This is a genomic window from Peptoniphilus timonensis JC401 (assembly GCF_000312025.1).
Lineage (GTDB): Bacteria > Bacillota > Clostridia > Tissierellales > Peptoniphilaceae > Peptoniphilus_A > Peptoniphilus_A timonensis.
The window spans coordinates 56,174-71,572 of the sequence record NZ_HE978593.1 but is presented as its reverse complement, the minus strand read 5'-3'; the positions used below and the strand labels follow the sequence as shown (position 1 = coordinate 71,572).

The following is a 15,399-nucleotide window of genomic DNA, read 5'->3' as shown; positions in this document are numbered from 1 at the left end:
TTTTTACTTGGCATCCTGTTGCAAGGGCGGCTCCCCTTGCACAGTTTTCGATTTTTTCTAAAATTTCCAAAAGGTATTTCTTTTCAGGACTTCTTGCATAAAATCTTGAATCTGTGTAATCAGGAATTACATTTGCAGCTTTTCCGCCATCTTTTATTATCCCATGAATTCTTGAGCCATCTTTTGTTTCTTGTCTTAGGGCATTTATGGCAGAAAATAAAATTATTTGAGCATCAAGTGCATTTATACCTTCGTGAGGTGAATCTGATGCGTGAGCTGTCTTTCCAAAAAATTCAAATCTTCTAGTTGCAAGGGCAAGAGAATTTGGAGTTAAAGCATTTTTATCCCCTGGATGCATTTCAATAGCAACATCTACATCTTGGAGTTCCTTTGATCTTGCAAGTTCAATCTTTGTTCCACCAACTTCTTCTGCAGCAGTTCCAAAGACAATTACTTTTCCACCTATTTCATCAATTATTTTTGACAAAACAATCCCAGCACCACTTGCAGTGGCTCCTAATACATTGTGTCCACAACCGTGTCCAATTCCTGGAAGAGCATCATATTCTGCAAGATAAGAAATAGTCCTTCCTTCTTTTTTTGAATCATAAACTGCCTTAAAAGAAGTTTCACATCCAAGATAAGGACACTCTATTTCAAATCCATATTTTTTTAATAAGTCTATGTGAGCTTTTGAGGATTTATATTCTTCAAAGCCAATTTCTGGATTGTCATAAATAAATTTTCTAAGTTCATCCAAATCCTCTGAAATTTCTTCAACAATTTTTAAAATATTTTCCATAATTCACCTACTTGTTAATCCTGTAGTATTCATATCTCCTATAATCATCATAATAAGCCTTAGTATTACCCTTGGCATCATTTCTTGGATAAGTGTTTACTCCATCAAAGATAAAGTTCCTCGATGTAATTGGAAGTCTTTTTCTCACTTCCGAATTGTATATAAAGAAATTATCCACTTTATTGTAGTTTAACATATCCAATACCATAGATGAAAGATAGTTAGCAGAAACAGCATTTCCATCTCTCACTTCAACATTGTCCCTGTTCATAAGTGCCCTGCCCTTTTCATTGGCAAGAATCACATAAGGAGTTGAATAAAACTCTATTTCCTTTTCAAGATTTTCATGAGAAAGCTTAATTCCAATTTCATCAAAGGCAGAAGGATCACTGCCAAGTCCTGGCAAATGGTCTCCATAAAATACCATAATAGTTGGCTCGTCAATTTCATTCATCATCTTGTAGACTTCGCCCAACATATTGTCCATATCCTTAACTCCCAAGAAATAAGAACCAAAATTATTTGCAGCTTCTTCCGATAAATTTACGCTACATTCATAGGGAAGATTTTCTCCATATTTATCATAAAAATATGGTCCGTGATTTTGAATATCAACAGCATAAGAAAAAACTGGATCATCAGAATTTTTTATTGCTTCCAAAAATCTATTAATATAAATTTCTGTAAATTGTTCTTCTGACAAATAATCACCCTTGTTAATTGGATTTTCAATATCTTCTAAAAAGAAATTATCGTCAAGTCCAAGTTTTGGATAAACATTTTGTCTTCCATAAAACCAAGCATAACCAGGGTGAAAAGCCATAGTTTTATAGCCAATTGATTTTAGAAGATTTGGCATTGAACCAACATCTCTTTTTATGGCATTAAAGGCAAAACTTTCATCTGGAGCACAGTTAATTGTAAGAGTTCCTGTCAAGACATCAAATTCAGTATCTCCAGTTCCTCCACCAAAAGAAGGAGTCACAATTCTTCCATGCATAATAGAATTTTTTTGAAGCATTTTTAAATTTTTGTTGGGGTCATTTTCTGGCGCAAATGTAAAGTGCAGATCTTGGGATAGATCTGTAAAAGCTTCTCCCATTATCCAAATTATATTTGGTCTTTCCATTTTTTTAATAGCTTCAATATTTTCACTTTGATCCAAAACATCTCTTTCTTTTATTTCCTTTTCACTGTAGCCTTCTGGTGCCTTCACAAAAGACTTTTCTAAGTAAAATAAAAAAGTGTAATTAAATCCCTTAGAGTTAAACTGGTCAATTAAATTAAAAGAGTTTCCCATTAAAGGAAGCTTGTAGTAAAGAGAATCTTTTGTGTAGACAAAATTAAATAAAAGAAGAGATGATAAAATAACTGTTACAATAGCTATTAATCTGTCCTTTATCCTTAATTTTTTACTTTTAAAAATTAGGGCAAGTAAAATTAAAAATATAAGCCCTATTATACAAACTACAAGGCCATACACATCTGGCGCAAAAGAATTTTTTGACATATTTAATGCCTCAAGAGCAAGCCTTAAATCTGAAATCCTAAGAGGTGCATTCCTATAAATAACTTTTGTCCTATTAACTATGAAAATCACAAGATAAAAAATCGAATTAATGATAAGACTGACACTTCTTCTTCCAAAAATACCTTGAAGCAAAATTCCCAATAAAAAAATTGGTATAAAATTTAAAAGTATAACTAGAGGACTTCTTATAATTTTATCTAGAATTTCAGCATCTCCTGGAGCAAGTAATAACATAGCAAAAGTTATTAAAAGACCATAAAGAGCGTGAATCAATATATCTGAAAAATCAAAAGATCTTACTTCCTTATATTTATCTTTATTAAACATAACATCACCTTCTAATTTTCAATTATATAATATTCTATAAATTTTGGGGAGTTTTTGTAAACTTTATGTAAATATTTTTTTAAGTATTTTCTTTCACTAATTTATCTCTTTTTAATTTTTTGTGAAAATCTCTTTTAAATTTACAAAAATGGTTCATATAAATTCTAAAAAAATTTTTTATTTGAATTTCCATAAAAATAAGCAACAAAAAAGACTGCCTGAGCAGCCTTAATTTCTCTTTTCAGAGTGAAGATTGGTATAATTTTATTATTAATCTTAGGAGTTATGGGATTCCCAAAATCAAATGTATTTTTGTTAAATGACATTTACTATCATTAACTGTTTTTATTATAGTATATGATTTTATATTTGTAAGGGGTTTTTGATAAAAATTATCACTTTTATTTCAAAATTTTTATTTCCTTAAAAAAGTGGAATTAAAAAAAATGGACGATAGAAATTATTTTCTTTCCACACAATTTATTGCATAAAAAATGCACCCAAGGAGGTGGGTGCAAGGGGATTCCGGTAATTGTGATATTAAGGAAAAAGCTGGTAAACTATAAGGGATTCTTAATATTTATTTCACAATTAGCTTGCATATAGTATATAATAAAATAATGACAAAATAAATTAATAAAAATTTGTACGAATAACAAAATATTTTTGATAGGAGGAAATATGAATTTCGAAAGCATTTACTATTTTACAGAACTTGCAAAGACACTTAATATGAATGAAACTGGAGAAAAATTATATATTTCACAACAAACTCTTTCAAACCATATAAAAAGGTTGGAAGAATACTATGGGACAAAATTCTTCTTCAGAAAACCTAAGTTGATGCTCACTCCCATTGGAGAAGAATACCTCTCCTATGCTGAAAAGCTCCTTACTAATGAGTCTGATATGATAAATAAAATTCGTGATCTTGAAAGTGAAGAAAGAGGAAAACTTGTCATAGGGGCTTCCTCTCCTCGTGCTGATATGTTTATTCCATCAATAATAGAAAAATTTACAGAAGAATTTCCTAAGGTTAGTCTAGTTCTTCACGAAAAGCAATCTCAAGAACTTGAGGAAATGTGTCTGGAAAATAAGTTAGATGTGGCAATAAGTATTGATGAAAATTACCAAAATGAAAATCTTAAATCTCGCTTACTCTTAGATGAAAAACTCTATCTCTGTGTTAGTGATAGATTACTTTTAAAGTATGTTGAAGATTTGGATGCTCTAAAAGAAAAATCTATAAATAAATTAGACCTTAAAGATTTTTCAGAAATTCCCTTCCTTCTTTATACTCAAGATAACAGAATTAGAAGTCTAATTAATCAAAGTTTTAAAGAAGCTGGAGTAAGACCTAACGACTATATAGAAACAGGCTATTCAAGGATTGCCCTATCAATTTGCAACAAGGCTCTGGCAGCAGTTTTTATTTCTCAAATGAACATAAAAAGATGGCTAGAAGAACTTGATGATGATATAAATATTTTTCCTCTTTATTCAAAAAACAAGCCAGTAACTCTTGGAATCTACGCCATAAAAAATAAAAATAAGTATATCACTAAATATGCCAAGAGATTTGTGGAACTTTTAGAAGAATATTTTAACTCCTTTCACGCAGAAAAACTTGAAAGAATTGCAAAAAAATAAAGTAAAAGTGGCACTATTAAGTGTCACTTTTACTTTATAAAAACTCTTTTATTTTAAACTTTACTTAAAAATTAGATTCAAATTCTTGTCTAAATCTATTAAATAATTCTTCTTGTCTTCTTGCTCTTTCCTGTTCTTGTGCAGCTCTTTCTTGATTTTGTGATTTCAAATCCTTTTGAGCTTCTTTGTCATTTTCTATAGAGTAGTCAGTGAAGGTAACTTCTGTTGTCATTTCTTTTCCATTTCTAATGTAGTTTACTTCAGCCTTATCTCCCACTTGATACTTGTATAAAATTGATTTAAGAGCATTGTTATCAGTTACTTCATTTTTTCCAATTTTTGTTACTATATCTCCAGCTTCAAGACCGGCAACTGATGCAGGTGATCCGTCATAAACCTTGTAGACAAAAATCCCCTTGTCAACACTTGTCTTTTGATTTAAAACTTGAGAAGCTACATTTAAATTCATAGTCAACATTCCCATGGACATTTCCTTATAATTTCCTGTTTCAATAACTTGTTTTATTATTGGTTTAATAAAATTAATTGGAATTGAAAATCCAAGTCCTTCTGCTGATTGAACTTTTACTGTATTTATTCCAACTACTTCTCCTTCAGAATTTAGAAGAGCTCCACCTGAGTTTCCTCCATTGATTGAGGCATCAGTTTGAATAAGACCAGTCATATAGCCTCCACCACTTACTGCTCCAACATATCTATCAAGACCTGAAATTATACCTTGAGTTACAGTTTGAGAAAATTGTAATGAAATTGGGTTTCCTATAGCAATTGCAGGATCTCCTATTGAAAGATCATCAGAATCACCTAAACTTGCAACATTTAATTTGTCTTTTGTATTTATTTTTACAATGGCAAGATCAATCATATCATCTGCCCAAATTGTCTTTCCTTGCAAATCTTTTTCATTATTTAGTCTTACTGTGACATCTTTTACAACTTGATTATTTAATTTTACAACGTGGGCATTTGTAAGAATATATCCATCAGAGTCAACTATTACACCAGATCCAACACCTTGAACTTCAACTTGTCCGAAGAAAGATTGTTGAACTCCCTTAGTTGTAATACCAACAACAGAGGACATAGCCTTTTTTGCGACAGCAGATGCTACTGTTACATTGTCTTTGGCAGAAATTGTTATATTAGAATCATTATTTTTAACTTCAGTATTTCCAGCTTGTGGCAATATTTTATAAGTTGTAATTGCTGAACCAATTATCCCACCAATTAGTGAAAAAACAAGGGCAATAATTATTATAATTTTTCCCATACCTTGATTTTTACTGTATTTATCATTTTTATCCATATTCTTCCTCCTAACATATTTTATGACTTTATCTTAGTATTATTTTGTGAAAGATTAATGAATTTATTATCAAAGCTTTTTGAAAAGAATGTAAATCTTTTTTCTTTTACTCTCATAAAAAAAGCACCTACAAATAGTAAGTGCTGTAAACATTATTCAATATTAGTTTAAAATCAATTTTTATTTAATCGTTTCTTTTTAAAAATAGATACAGAGTTAACAGATATAGACAATATAACTAGAACCCATAATGCTTTGCTCATTGTAGGCATAATGTCCATAAGACCACCCCAGTCTTCTTTAATTACACGGCTAGCTCCATCAAAATAGAATGCACATACTGTTAAAGCTGTTAAAGATAAACTCAAAAATCTATATCGTTCTGCATTTTTATTTTTTATCGTTGTCATCACATTTAATAGTGCAAATATTATGGCACCTATTCCAAAAATTAACCACATAACTTCCTCCTTAGCTTTCTATTTTTTTCTCATTGACGTATTTACTACCACACCCTATACCAAAAAGCATAGAACCAATTATCCATGCATATTCTGTTTTTCCTGTTTTATATGACATGTATATTGATACTATAAGTGTGATGAATGCAATTATTGCTAGTATCAACAATAATTTCTTTTTTACAATTTAATTCCAGCCCTATCTTTTTAAATTCATCGTTATTACTTAAATAATTCAGAGTGTGAGCCAGTCCTTACTAGAGATAATACTAAAACCTCTTCTATTTTTTCATATATTAATAAAAAATCTGGCTCTATATGACATTCTCGAGTCCCCTTGTAATTTCCCGTTAATGAATGGTCTCTATATCTTTCATCAAGAGTTTCATTTGCTGCTAATTTCTCGATAATATCAAAGAGCTTTTCAATATCTTTTCCTTGTTTTTTAGCTTGCTTTAGGTCTTTTTTAAATCTTTTAGTAAACTTTATTTTATACTTCAAGGGCTTTCCTCAAGTCATCCATATTATCGTAAGCTCTGACGCTCTTATCTTTTGCTATCATTCTTCCTTCTTCTATAGCTTGTATGGTTTCATCATTTGGAACATCCAGTTTTAACTCAAAGGGAATGCCACTTTCTCTAATACTCGCTCTTAAAAACATGTTAATGGCAGTAGTCATATTTAATCCTAAACTGGAATAGATTTTTTCTGCTGCTTCTTTTATTTCTTTATCTGTTCTTATATTCAAATTTGTTGTAGCCATTTCATCATCTCCTTTGAGATTATTATATGACTAAATTAGTGCGTAGTCAACACATTGTCATTATAATATATAGTGAATAGGTTATTACTCTTCGTTATAAACGTACTCCAATAAATCACCTGGTTGACAATCAAGCTCTTTACAAATGCTAGCTAAAGTATTAAATCTAATACCTTTGGCCTTTCCTGTTTTTAATATTGATAAATTTGCTTCGGTTATTCCTATCCTTCCTGCGAGCTCTTTTGATGTCATATTTTTCTTTTTTAACACTTGATCCAGATTTATAATTATTTGATCCTTCATTTTCAAATTATACTTTCCGAATCTTCTTTTAAGGATTTTCCCGAATTAAATATCATCATTGATGAAAATGCTATAACCATCAAAATTATATTCGTTAAATAATCCTTAATAGTTAAATTAAAAACACTGCTAATATTGTCCACTTTAAGATAATTGAAAACTAGCATAGAAATAATTTGACAAATCGTCAGAACTATAAGTGCTATTAATATATCTCTCGAATATTTTGAATTTAAGTCTGAAAAATAATCTTTCTTCTCTAAATTCACTAAAATCTTCTCAAATTTATCCAATGAGAAACCAGCAACAATGAATATCATAAGAGCACTCAAGCATGAATAAATAATAAAAGGAAGTGAAACTTCTTGTAGATTAAATTGATGAGATTCAACTACTTGTATTACATCATCTTTAAAAATCAGAGTTAATACACTTCCAAGTAAGGTAAAAAACTGCTCCCAAATATGAAATATATCTTAAAACCTTAGATAATATAATCGCTATTTTAAAAATAAAACTCTTCATAACTTCTCCTCAACACTTTCGTTTATCTATTATCATCTACATCTTTCCATTCTTGTACTCTATCCTTCAAATAATTTAAATCTTCTTTAGAAAGTTCCCAGGTTAATGAAGATGGCATCAAGGGCATTCCCTCCATTGTAATATATGGATAATTTTCATAAATATAAAAATCTATCTTTGTAGCTTTTTTATCCTCTCTCTTGCTGGTTAATAAGAAGTGGTAAGACTCTATTGCATCATCTGGTATTTCTTTAAAATAATCGTCGAAATTTTTATCATTAATATTTTCTGCACTCATTCCTGTCAAATTACTAAAGTAGTCTAGAACTTCTTGTTCTTCTGTTTCTACAATTTTTTTACTGTTAGAATCAAATATTTCAACTTTTTCTTCTTTTTTACTACTTGTTTGTTCTGTTGTAGTATTTGGACTACAAGAAGTTAAAACTATAGAAAAAACAAGAAAAATAGCCATTATTAAAAATCTTTTTCTCATGATAATCCTCCCCATTGAATTATTGTAAAACGATAATTATCTTTGATTATTATTGTAAAACAATAATTATAGTTTGTCAATATCATTCGTAATGACTTAAAACTTATCAAAGTCTTCTTGTGTAGCCACTTCCTTATATTTGTATTCATTGTTATTCTTTTCTGTGAACATATCATTTACAAGTCCAATTGTTAGTAGGGATAAATCGGATGTTTTAACCATAAAAGCGCCTCGTCACACTACTTCTTCATTATACAAAATAGTGTAAGATAGGAATTACTTCCTTTCTTACACTATTTTTGATACTAAAAAAGAGATCCCAAAGGATCTCACAAATTCTTATTTATTTTTCAAAAGCTGGTATTACAGCTCCTTCAAATTTTTCTTCTATTAATTTCTTTGCTACATCAGAATTAATTACCTTTAATAATTTTTGGAATTTTTCTTTTTCTGCATCTTCTTTTCTAATTGCAACTAAGTTTGCATAAGGTGAATCAGTTGATTCTAAGAAAATTGAATCCTTAGTTGGGTCAAGACCTTGTCCAATTGCAAAGTTTGAATTTATAACTGCAGCTCCTGCATCCTTATACACTTGTGCAATTGAAGGTGCATCCATTGCTGTGAATTTTAAATTCTTTGGATTTTCTGCAATATCTTTTTCTGTTGAATTAAGGTTTGTCTTGTCCTTTAATTTTATAAGACCTGCATCTTCAAGAAGAATTAAGGCTCTGGCACCATTACTTGGATCATTTGGAATAATAATTTCTGCACCATCTTCGATTTCTTCAACTGACTTATATTTTTCAGAATATAAAGCCATTGGTTCAATGTGAACATAACCAAGAACATCAAGGTTTTCAATGTTTCTTTCTTCTACAAAACTGTCAAGATATGGTTTGTGTTGGAAGTAGTTTGCATCAAGATCTCCTGCTTCAAGTTGAAGATTTGGTTGAATGTAATCGTCAAAATTTACAACTTCAACATCAAGTCCTTCTTTTTCAAATTCTGGCTTTAAACCTTCGATGATTTCGCCATGAGGTGTAGGTGAAACACCAATTACAATTTTGTTGTCCCCATCTGCTGGAGCTTCTGCTTCTTCTTTCTTTGCACCGCCACATCCTGTTAGGGCAAGTGATAGGACCACTGATCCTAATAAAAATAATTTTTAAAATTTTTCATATATATCCTCCTCAAAAAAATTATTAACTAAATTATAAATAAAATTTTTAAATAAATTTATCACAAATTTCCTTTGCCTATTTTTACTTTCTCTTATCTATTTTTTTTGTAAGTAAATTACCAACAAATTGTACTATTTGTACTAAAATAATAATAACAATAACTGCTGACCAAAGTATTAGTGGTTCATTTCTTTGGTAACCATATCTATTTGCCACATCCCCTAGGCCGCCTCCACCCATGACACCAGCCATGGCAGAATAACCAATTACATTTATAATTGTCATAGTTATTCCTGTAACTATCATTGGCATTGCTTCAGGTATCAAGACCTTAAAAATTATTTCTCTTTTAGAAGATCCCATAGACTTAGCTGCCTCAATTATTCCTGAATCAACTTGGATAAAATATCCTTCCATTAACCTTGCAACAAAGGGTGCTGCTGAAACTGAAAGGGGAATTATCATTGCCGCTGTTCCATAAGATTTTCCAACTATTAATCTTGATAGTGGAAAAACAACAATCATCAAGATCACAAAGGGAAAAGACCTCAAAACATTTATTATTCCATCTAAAATTGAATACACTTTTGTAGATTCAGTAAGTCCTCCTGGTCTTGTGGTTGTGAGTATTATTCCAAGGGGAAGACCTATTAAAAGAGAAATTATTGTTGATGCAATTACCATTATTAAAGTCTGTGGAATTGCTGGTAAAACTATATCAATTACTCTATCCATCAAAGCACCTCCACATTTACATTATTTTCTTTTAAAAACTCAATGGCTCTTTTTCTCTCTTCATCTTGTCCAAGGATTTGAACTGTAAGATAACCAACGCTAGCTGCATTTAATTTATTAATATTTCCTGACAAAATTGAAAAGTCAATTTCAAATTTTTTTACACATTGGGAGAGAATCGGTTTGTCGTAGTTTTCATCCGCATAGGATAATCTCAAGACATCTCCCTTGTAATCATCGCCATTTACATAGCCTTCTTCCACTTCATCTTCTAGATTTTTTATAAAAGATCTTGTCACTGCAGTCTTTGGATTTGTAAATAGTTCCTTAGTAGTATTTTCTTCTATTATTTTGCCTGCCTGCATAACTGCAATTCTATCACAAATTTCCTTTGCCACTTCCATTTGATGAGTGATCATTATTACTGTCATGTCAAATTCATCAACTATTTTCTTCAAAAGATTTAGGATTGATTTTGTGTTTGCAGGATCAAGAGCTGATGTCCCTTCATCTGAAAGTAAAATTGATGGATTTGTAGCAATGGATCTTGCAATAGCAACTCTTTGTTTTTGTCCACCAGATAATTCTGCTGGATAAGAATTTTTCTTATCTTCTAAGTCAATAAATTTTAAAAGTTCATCGACTCTTTTATTTATATCTTCCCTACTCACTCCTGAAATTTCGAGAGGATAAGCAATATTTTCTGCCACAGTTTTTTGCATAAATAAATTGAAATACTGAAAAATCATTCCAATATCTTTTCTTGCAGCTCTAAGTTCCTTTTCATCTAATCCAATAATGGATTTACCATCGACAAGAATTTCCCCTGAGCTTGGCTCTTCCAACCTGTTTATACATCTAACAAGAGTAGACTTTCCGGCACCAGATAAACCAATGACACCATAAATCTCTCCTCTATTTACTTTGAAAGAAACATTATCTAAAGCTCTAAAACTTTCTCCATCAGTTTTAAATTCTTTAACTAAGTTTTTTACTTCAATCATTTTTCCTCCACAAGAATAAAAAAAGAGCTTCCATCCATAAGGACGAAAGCTCGTGTTACCACCTTAATTTATCACTTTCTCGCGAAAGCAACCTCTTCAAGTACTATCATACTCTACTTCTGTAACGGGAAGTCCCGTAAATATCTAATATCGATATCTCCTAGAGAAGGCCATGTTCACAAAAAATCTATCTACTTCTTTCACCAAAACGAAGCTCTCTTTAATCAAAATTTTAGGTTACTCTTCTTCTCAAAAGTTTATTTATAAATTACTTATGATTATATTAGCTTATATTTTAAAAGTCAAGCATAATATTTATTTTATTTTTAAAATTTTCATGTCCTCTTCTACACTACTTATTCCAGCAATTCCAAAGTTTTCAACTAATACATTAACCACATTTTCTGATAAAAATGCTGGAAGAGTTGGACCAAGATGAATATTTTTTACTCCTAAAGATAAAAGTGCAAGTAAAACAATAACTGCCTTTTGTTCGTACCAAGCAATATTATAAGCAATTGGAAGATCATTTACACTATCAACTCCAAAAGCATCAACAAGTGCAAGTGCAATTTGAATTAGAGAATAAGAATCGTTACATTGACCTGCATCTAGAACTCTCGGTATTCCATTGATGTCCCCTAGATTTAATTTGTTGTACCTATATTTTGCACAACCTGCTGTCAAAATCACAGCTGAATCAGGAAGTTCTTTTGCAAATTCTTCATAATAATTTCTATCAGCCATTCTGCCGTCACAACCTGCCATGACAACAAATTTACTTATATCGCCATTTTTTACAGCTTCAATAACTTGGTCGGCAAGTTCCATGACTTGACTGTGAGCAAAACCACCAACAATTTCTCCCTTTTCAATTTCTTCTGGAGCCTTACAAGTTTTTGCAAGTTCAATTATTTTAGAAAAATCCTTCTTGCCATTTTCATCTTCAGAAATATAAGTACATCCAGGATATCCTGCAGCACCAGTTGTAAATAATTTGTCTTTATAAGAATCCTTTGGAGGAACGATACAATTTGTAGTCATTAAAATTGGTCCATTAAAAGATTCAAATTCATCTCTTTGTTTCCACCATGCATTGCCATAATTTCCAACAAAGTTTTCATACTTTTTAAACTTTGGATAATAATTTGCAGGAAGCATTTCTGAGTGAGTGTAGATATCTACACCAGAATCTTTTGCTTGTTCAAGTAGCATTTCAAAATCCTTTAAGTCGTGACCAGATACTAAAATACCAGGCTTATTTCTAGTTCCAATATTTACATTAGAAATTTCTGGATTGCCATAAGAACTTGTGTTGGCTTCATCAAGAGTTGCCATTGCCTTATATCCCATTTCACCAGTTTTTAAAGTTAGATCAATTAATTCATCAAGAGATTTTTCTTTTAAAAGTTCTGCCATAGTTTTTAAAATAAAATCATTTACTTCTTTACTTTCATAACCCAAAACTTTTGCGTGTCTAGTATAAGCTGCCATTCCCTTTAATCCATAAGTTATTAGTTCTTTTAAACTTCTTATGTCTTCATTTTCTTCGCTTAAAACAGAAACTTGACCTGAATTTATTTTTTCCATTATTTCATCAAAATCAACTGAAGACCAACTAGCAGCTTGGCTGTAATCTTTGTCATCTCTTAAAAGATTCATAAGTTCAACAGTTTTTACAATTCTATCTCTAATTTGTTCATCATCAAAATTTGCATTAGTTATTGTTGTAAATAAATTTAAAATAACTCTATCTATGACTTCTTTATTTTCCTTTTCACTTTTTGTTGCAATTTCAGAAAGTCCTTTGGATATCCAAATTAAAAAATCTTGAAGATTTGCAACTTGGTGAGTCTTTCCACAAACTCCATTTTTTGTACATCCACTATTTTTAAAAGTTTCTTGGCATTGATAACAAAACATATTCATATCTTTCATCCTTTCTATTTTTATATATCTAAAAATTATTCCTTCATCTCAAAATCTAATTCTATTTTAATGGAAGTTTCTCAAAATTTCCGTTGCATATGCAACACTTATATTTTTATAAAAAAATGAGACCCATGCTTAGCACGAGTCTCAAATAGGTGTATATTAATGAGGAATCACTAAAAGTGATTAATAATCTAAATAAATTAGATTATTTTCCGTCATTAGCAATTATTTCGTCAATTTTTTTCATTAGTTCAGCTTTTTTATCCTTATCATCAACTGAACCAACACTTACATCTCCCACAACTTTTCCTTCTCTATTAATTAAAAGATTAGTTGGAAAAGCTGTTAGATTTTTTAGATAGGCATCAATTTCTTCAGAAGGTTTAACAGCTAAATTAGTGTAATTTACACCCTTAGCTTGGAGGATTTTTTCTGCCTCTTCTTTTATTTTTTTATCTTCGTAAGTGTCAAGGCAAATTGACATAACCTTTACATTTTTATCTTTTAACTCTTCACTAATTTGTTGAAGAGCGGGCATTTCATCGATACAACCCTGACAACCTGTAAACCAAATATTAAGTAGAGTCACAGGATGATCTTTAAAAACATCATTATTTACAGGATTTCCCTTAAAGTCAACAGCATCAAATTTTGGAAAAGTCTCACCACTTGAAAGTTCAGTTTCTTGAGGAGCCTTGCTTGTGCAGGCAGTTAAAGATACTAATAAGACTAAAAGGACAAATAATTTAGCTGATTTATTATATATTTTTTTCATAACTAACTCCTTCATCAATACTATTTTTATTAATAGAGGTAGAAATTGCAGAAGTAGGACAAGCTCTCATGCAGTCACCACATCTTATGCATTCAAGAGCATTTTGATTTTTCGACATATCAACATCCATCTTACAAACTCTCTTGCACTTTCCACATGAAATACATTTATCATCAACATGATATTTATAAAATGAAAACTTGTTGCTTATTGCATAAAAGGCTCCTAGAGGGCACAAGTATTTGCAGAAAGGTCTGTAGAAAAATATTGAAAGTAAAATTACAAGTAAAAGAATAGTGAATTTTAACTTAAACAAATTTCCAAGAGCAGCCCTAATACTTTTATTGGCAAGCGATAGAGGTATTCCTCCCTCTAGTATCCCCTGTGGACAAATATACTGACAAAAATACGGAGAAGCTCCTCCCAACTCGTCAGTCAAAAATATTCCAAAAAGCCACACCACGAAAATTAGAACTAAGTACTTAAAGTACTTTAAAAAAGCAAATTTCCTTGTTGAGAATTTTTTGTGGGAATCTTATATAAAAGATCTTGAAAAAAACCAAAGGGGCACATAAAACCACAAATAAGTCTGCCAAATAAAGTTCCAAACAAAAGCATAAGTCCCGTCACATAATAGGCAAAATTAAATTTTGACGAGCCAACTATTGCTTGAAAGGATCCTATGGGACAAGAAAAGGCTGCACCAGGACAAGAATAACAATTTAAACCTGGCACACAAAGGCTCTTTGTCTTACCTGTGTAAATAGTTCCCTTAAAAAAATTTGGAATATGTAAATTTGTAAGAAAGGCAAAAGAAGCTTGAAAGATGTTTCGTCTTTTACCAATGTTTTTTAGAAGATTTATTAAATTAACCAATTCCAACGCACTCCAAGCAAATTCTTATCGCCTTGGAAAGGACAGTATCCACTTCCTGTCTGTAAGCTCCATAAATAATAAAGGCAACAGATAAAAGTAGCATAAGATAAGATAATTTCTTTTCTGCAAAATCCTTCATGTTTTCACCTCACATCTAGTATAGCATTTAGGATGTAAAGATAATGTTAAGAAATCTTTATTTTCTTAATTTTTATAAAAATAATTTTTAATTTTGTGTAAATTTTCATATTTTCTTTAATCTAGCTATAAACTTTTAAATAAAAAAATTCCAGAGAAAATATATCATCTCTGAAATCTTTTTATAAGTTTATATAACAAACAAATCTTTAATAATTTATTTTATCAAGTATTCCCTTAAAATGAGCAATTACTATTCCATAATTTGTTATTGGAATATTTTTTCTTTTGCCTTTTTTATTCTGCTTCTTATATTTTTTGCATTTAACATGCAGCCACCACACTGAATTATTAAATCATAATCACAAATATTCTCTGGAAAAACTGAACCACTACTCACATCAACTTGAATATTTTCTCCATATTTTTTTCTTATCATATTTGGTATTTTTATTCTGCCAATATCTTCTTCTGCTGGAGCATGAGTGCAAGCTTCTGCAATTAAAATTTTTGAATTTTCATTTAATTTTTCTAAAGCTTCCACTCCTTTTAGGTATTCGTCAATATCACCCT

17 protein-coding genes and 2 pseudogenes are annotated in these 15,399 nt (G+C 30.5%); 1 reads left to right on the top strand and 18 read right to left on the bottom strand.

Features of this window, described 5'->3' with window-relative positions:
- Nucleotides 1-802, bottom strand: an 802-nt coding sequence (locus HGPT_RS00380) for an amidohydrolase (RefSeq protein ID WP_019137922.1), incomplete at its 3' end; no start/stop codon positions are given.
- Between the two features lie 7 nt (nucleotides 803-809).
- A complete protein-coding gene (locus HGPT_RS00375; RefSeq protein ID WP_019137921.1) occupies nucleotides 810-2,660 on the bottom strand; it encodes an LTA synthase family protein in 1,851 nt (616 codons plus the stop codon).
- A gap of 681 nt (nucleotides 2,661-3,341) precedes the next feature.
- On the opposite strand from HGPT_RS00375, the gene HGPT_RS00370 reads away from it, so the two are divergent.
- Nucleotides 3,342-4,310: a LysR family transcriptional regulator gene (locus HGPT_RS00370; protein WP_019137919.1), complete on the top strand. Its 969-nt coding sequence runs from the start codon at nucleotides 3,342-3,344 to the stop codon at nucleotides 4,308-4,310.
- Between the two features lie 64 nt (nucleotides 4,311-4,374).
- Here the strand turns inward: HGPT_RS00370 and HGPT_RS00365 are convergent, their stop codons facing one another.
- The 16 genes and pseudogenes from HGPT_RS00365 to HGPT_RS08975 all read right to left on the bottom strand — a co-directional run bounded on the left by HGPT_RS00365 (nucleotide 4,375) and on the right by HGPT_RS08975 (nucleotide 15,370).
- Nucleotides 4,375-5,637 carry a S1C family serine protease gene (locus HGPT_RS00365; protein ID WP_019137918.1) on the bottom strand — a complete coding sequence of 421 codons (1,263 nt, stop codon included), beginning with the start codon at nucleotides 5,635-5,637 and terminating at the stop codon, nucleotides 4,375-4,377.
- Nucleotides 5,638-5,810: 173 nt separating this feature from the next.
- Nucleotides 5,811-6,098, bottom strand: a complete 288-nt coding sequence (locus HGPT_RS00360; RefSeq protein ID WP_019137917.1) for a hypothetical protein — start codon at nucleotides 6,096-6,098, stop codon at nucleotides 5,811-5,813.
- 222 nt (nucleotides 6,099-6,320) lie between these two features.
- Nucleotides 6,321-6,599 (bottom strand): type II toxin-antitoxin system YafQ family toxin, encoded by a 279-nt coding sequence (locus HGPT_RS00355; protein ID WP_019137916.1) that lies wholly within the window; start codon nucleotides 6,597-6,599, stop codon nucleotides 6,321-6,323.
- Nucleotides 6,589-6,861, bottom strand: coding sequence for a type II toxin-antitoxin system RelB/DinJ family antitoxin (locus tag HGPT_RS00350; RefSeq protein ID WP_019137915.1), 273 nt, complete (start codon nucleotides 6,859-6,861; stop codon nucleotides 6,589-6,591). Before HGPT_RS00350 ends, HGPT_RS00355 begins: the two co-directional genes overlap by 11 nt.
- An 84-nt stretch (nucleotides 6,862-6,945) precedes the next feature.
- Entirely contained in the window at nucleotides 6,946-7,164 is a 219-nt protein-coding gene (locus tag HGPT_RS00345; protein WP_040542317.1) for a helix-turn-helix domain-containing protein, read from the bottom strand.
- Between the two features lie 2 nt (nucleotides 7,165-7,166).
- The gene (locus HGPT_RS09380; protein ID WP_019137913.1) at nucleotides 7,167-7,484 is read right to left on the bottom strand and encodes a DUF2975 domain-containing protein; all 318 of its coding nucleotides are present in this window, start codon (nucleotides 7,482-7,484) and stop codon (nucleotides 7,167-7,169) included.
- A gap of 227 nt (nucleotides 7,485-7,711) precedes the next feature.
- A complete protein-coding gene (locus HGPT_RS00335) occupies nucleotides 7,712-8,182 on the bottom strand; it encodes a hypothetical protein (protein WP_019137912.1) in 471 nt (156 codons plus the stop codon).
- 96 nt (nucleotides 8,183-8,278) lie between these two features.
- The gene (locus HGPT_RS10260; protein ID WP_019137911.1) at nucleotides 8,279-8,404 is read right to left on the bottom strand and encodes a hypothetical protein; all 126 of its coding nucleotides are present in this window, start codon (nucleotides 8,402-8,404) and stop codon (nucleotides 8,279-8,281) included.
- A 121-nt stretch (nucleotides 8,405-8,525) separates the two neighbouring features.
- Nucleotides 8,526-9,326 carry a MetQ/NlpA family ABC transporter substrate-binding protein gene (locus HGPT_RS00330; RefSeq protein ID WP_019137910.1) on the bottom strand — a complete coding sequence of 267 codons (801 nt, stop codon included), beginning with the start codon at nucleotides 9,324-9,326 and terminating at the stop codon, nucleotides 8,526-8,528.
- A 118-nt stretch (nucleotides 9,327-9,444) separates the two neighbouring features.
- Nucleotides 9,445-10,098, bottom strand: coding sequence for a methionine ABC transporter permease (locus tag HGPT_RS00325; protein WP_019137909.1), 654 nt, complete (start codon nucleotides 10,096-10,098; stop codon nucleotides 9,445-9,447).
- A complete protein-coding gene (locus HGPT_RS00320; protein WP_019137908.1) occupies nucleotides 10,098-11,102 on the bottom strand; it encodes a methionine ABC transporter ATP-binding protein in 1,005 nt (334 codons plus the stop codon). Before HGPT_RS00320 ends, HGPT_RS00325 begins: the two co-directional genes overlap by 1 nt.
- Nucleotides 11,103-11,417: 315 nt before the next feature.
- A complete protein-coding gene (gene hcp, locus HGPT_RS00315) occupies nucleotides 11,418-13,025 on the bottom strand; it encodes a hydroxylamine reductase (protein ID WP_218914852.1) in 1,608 nt (535 codons plus the stop codon).
- Nucleotides 13,026-13,242: 217 nt separating this feature from the next.
- The gene (locus HGPT_RS00310) at nucleotides 13,243-13,812 is read right to left on the bottom strand and encodes a TlpA family protein disulfide reductase (RefSeq protein ID WP_019137906.1); all 570 of its coding nucleotides are present in this window, start codon (nucleotides 13,810-13,812) and stop codon (nucleotides 13,243-13,245) included.
- A pseudogene (locus HGPT_RS00305) lies at nucleotides 13,796-14,688 on the bottom strand (4Fe-4S binding protein). The gene HGPT_RS00310 and the pseudogene HGPT_RS00305 overlap by 17 nt, the downstream one beginning before the upstream one ends.
- Nucleotides 14,681-14,827, bottom strand: coding sequence for a CD1871A family CXXC motif-containing protein (locus HGPT_RS09125; protein ID WP_019137905.1), 147 nt, complete (start codon nucleotides 14,825-14,827; stop codon nucleotides 14,681-14,683). Before HGPT_RS09125 ends, HGPT_RS00305 begins: the two are co-directional and overlap by 8 nt.
- A gap of 208 nt (nucleotides 14,828-15,035) precedes the next feature.
- Nucleotides 15,036-15,370 (bottom strand): annotated as a pseudogene (locus HGPT_RS08975) (hypothetical protein).
- Nucleotides 15,371-15,399: the final 29 nt, after the last annotated feature.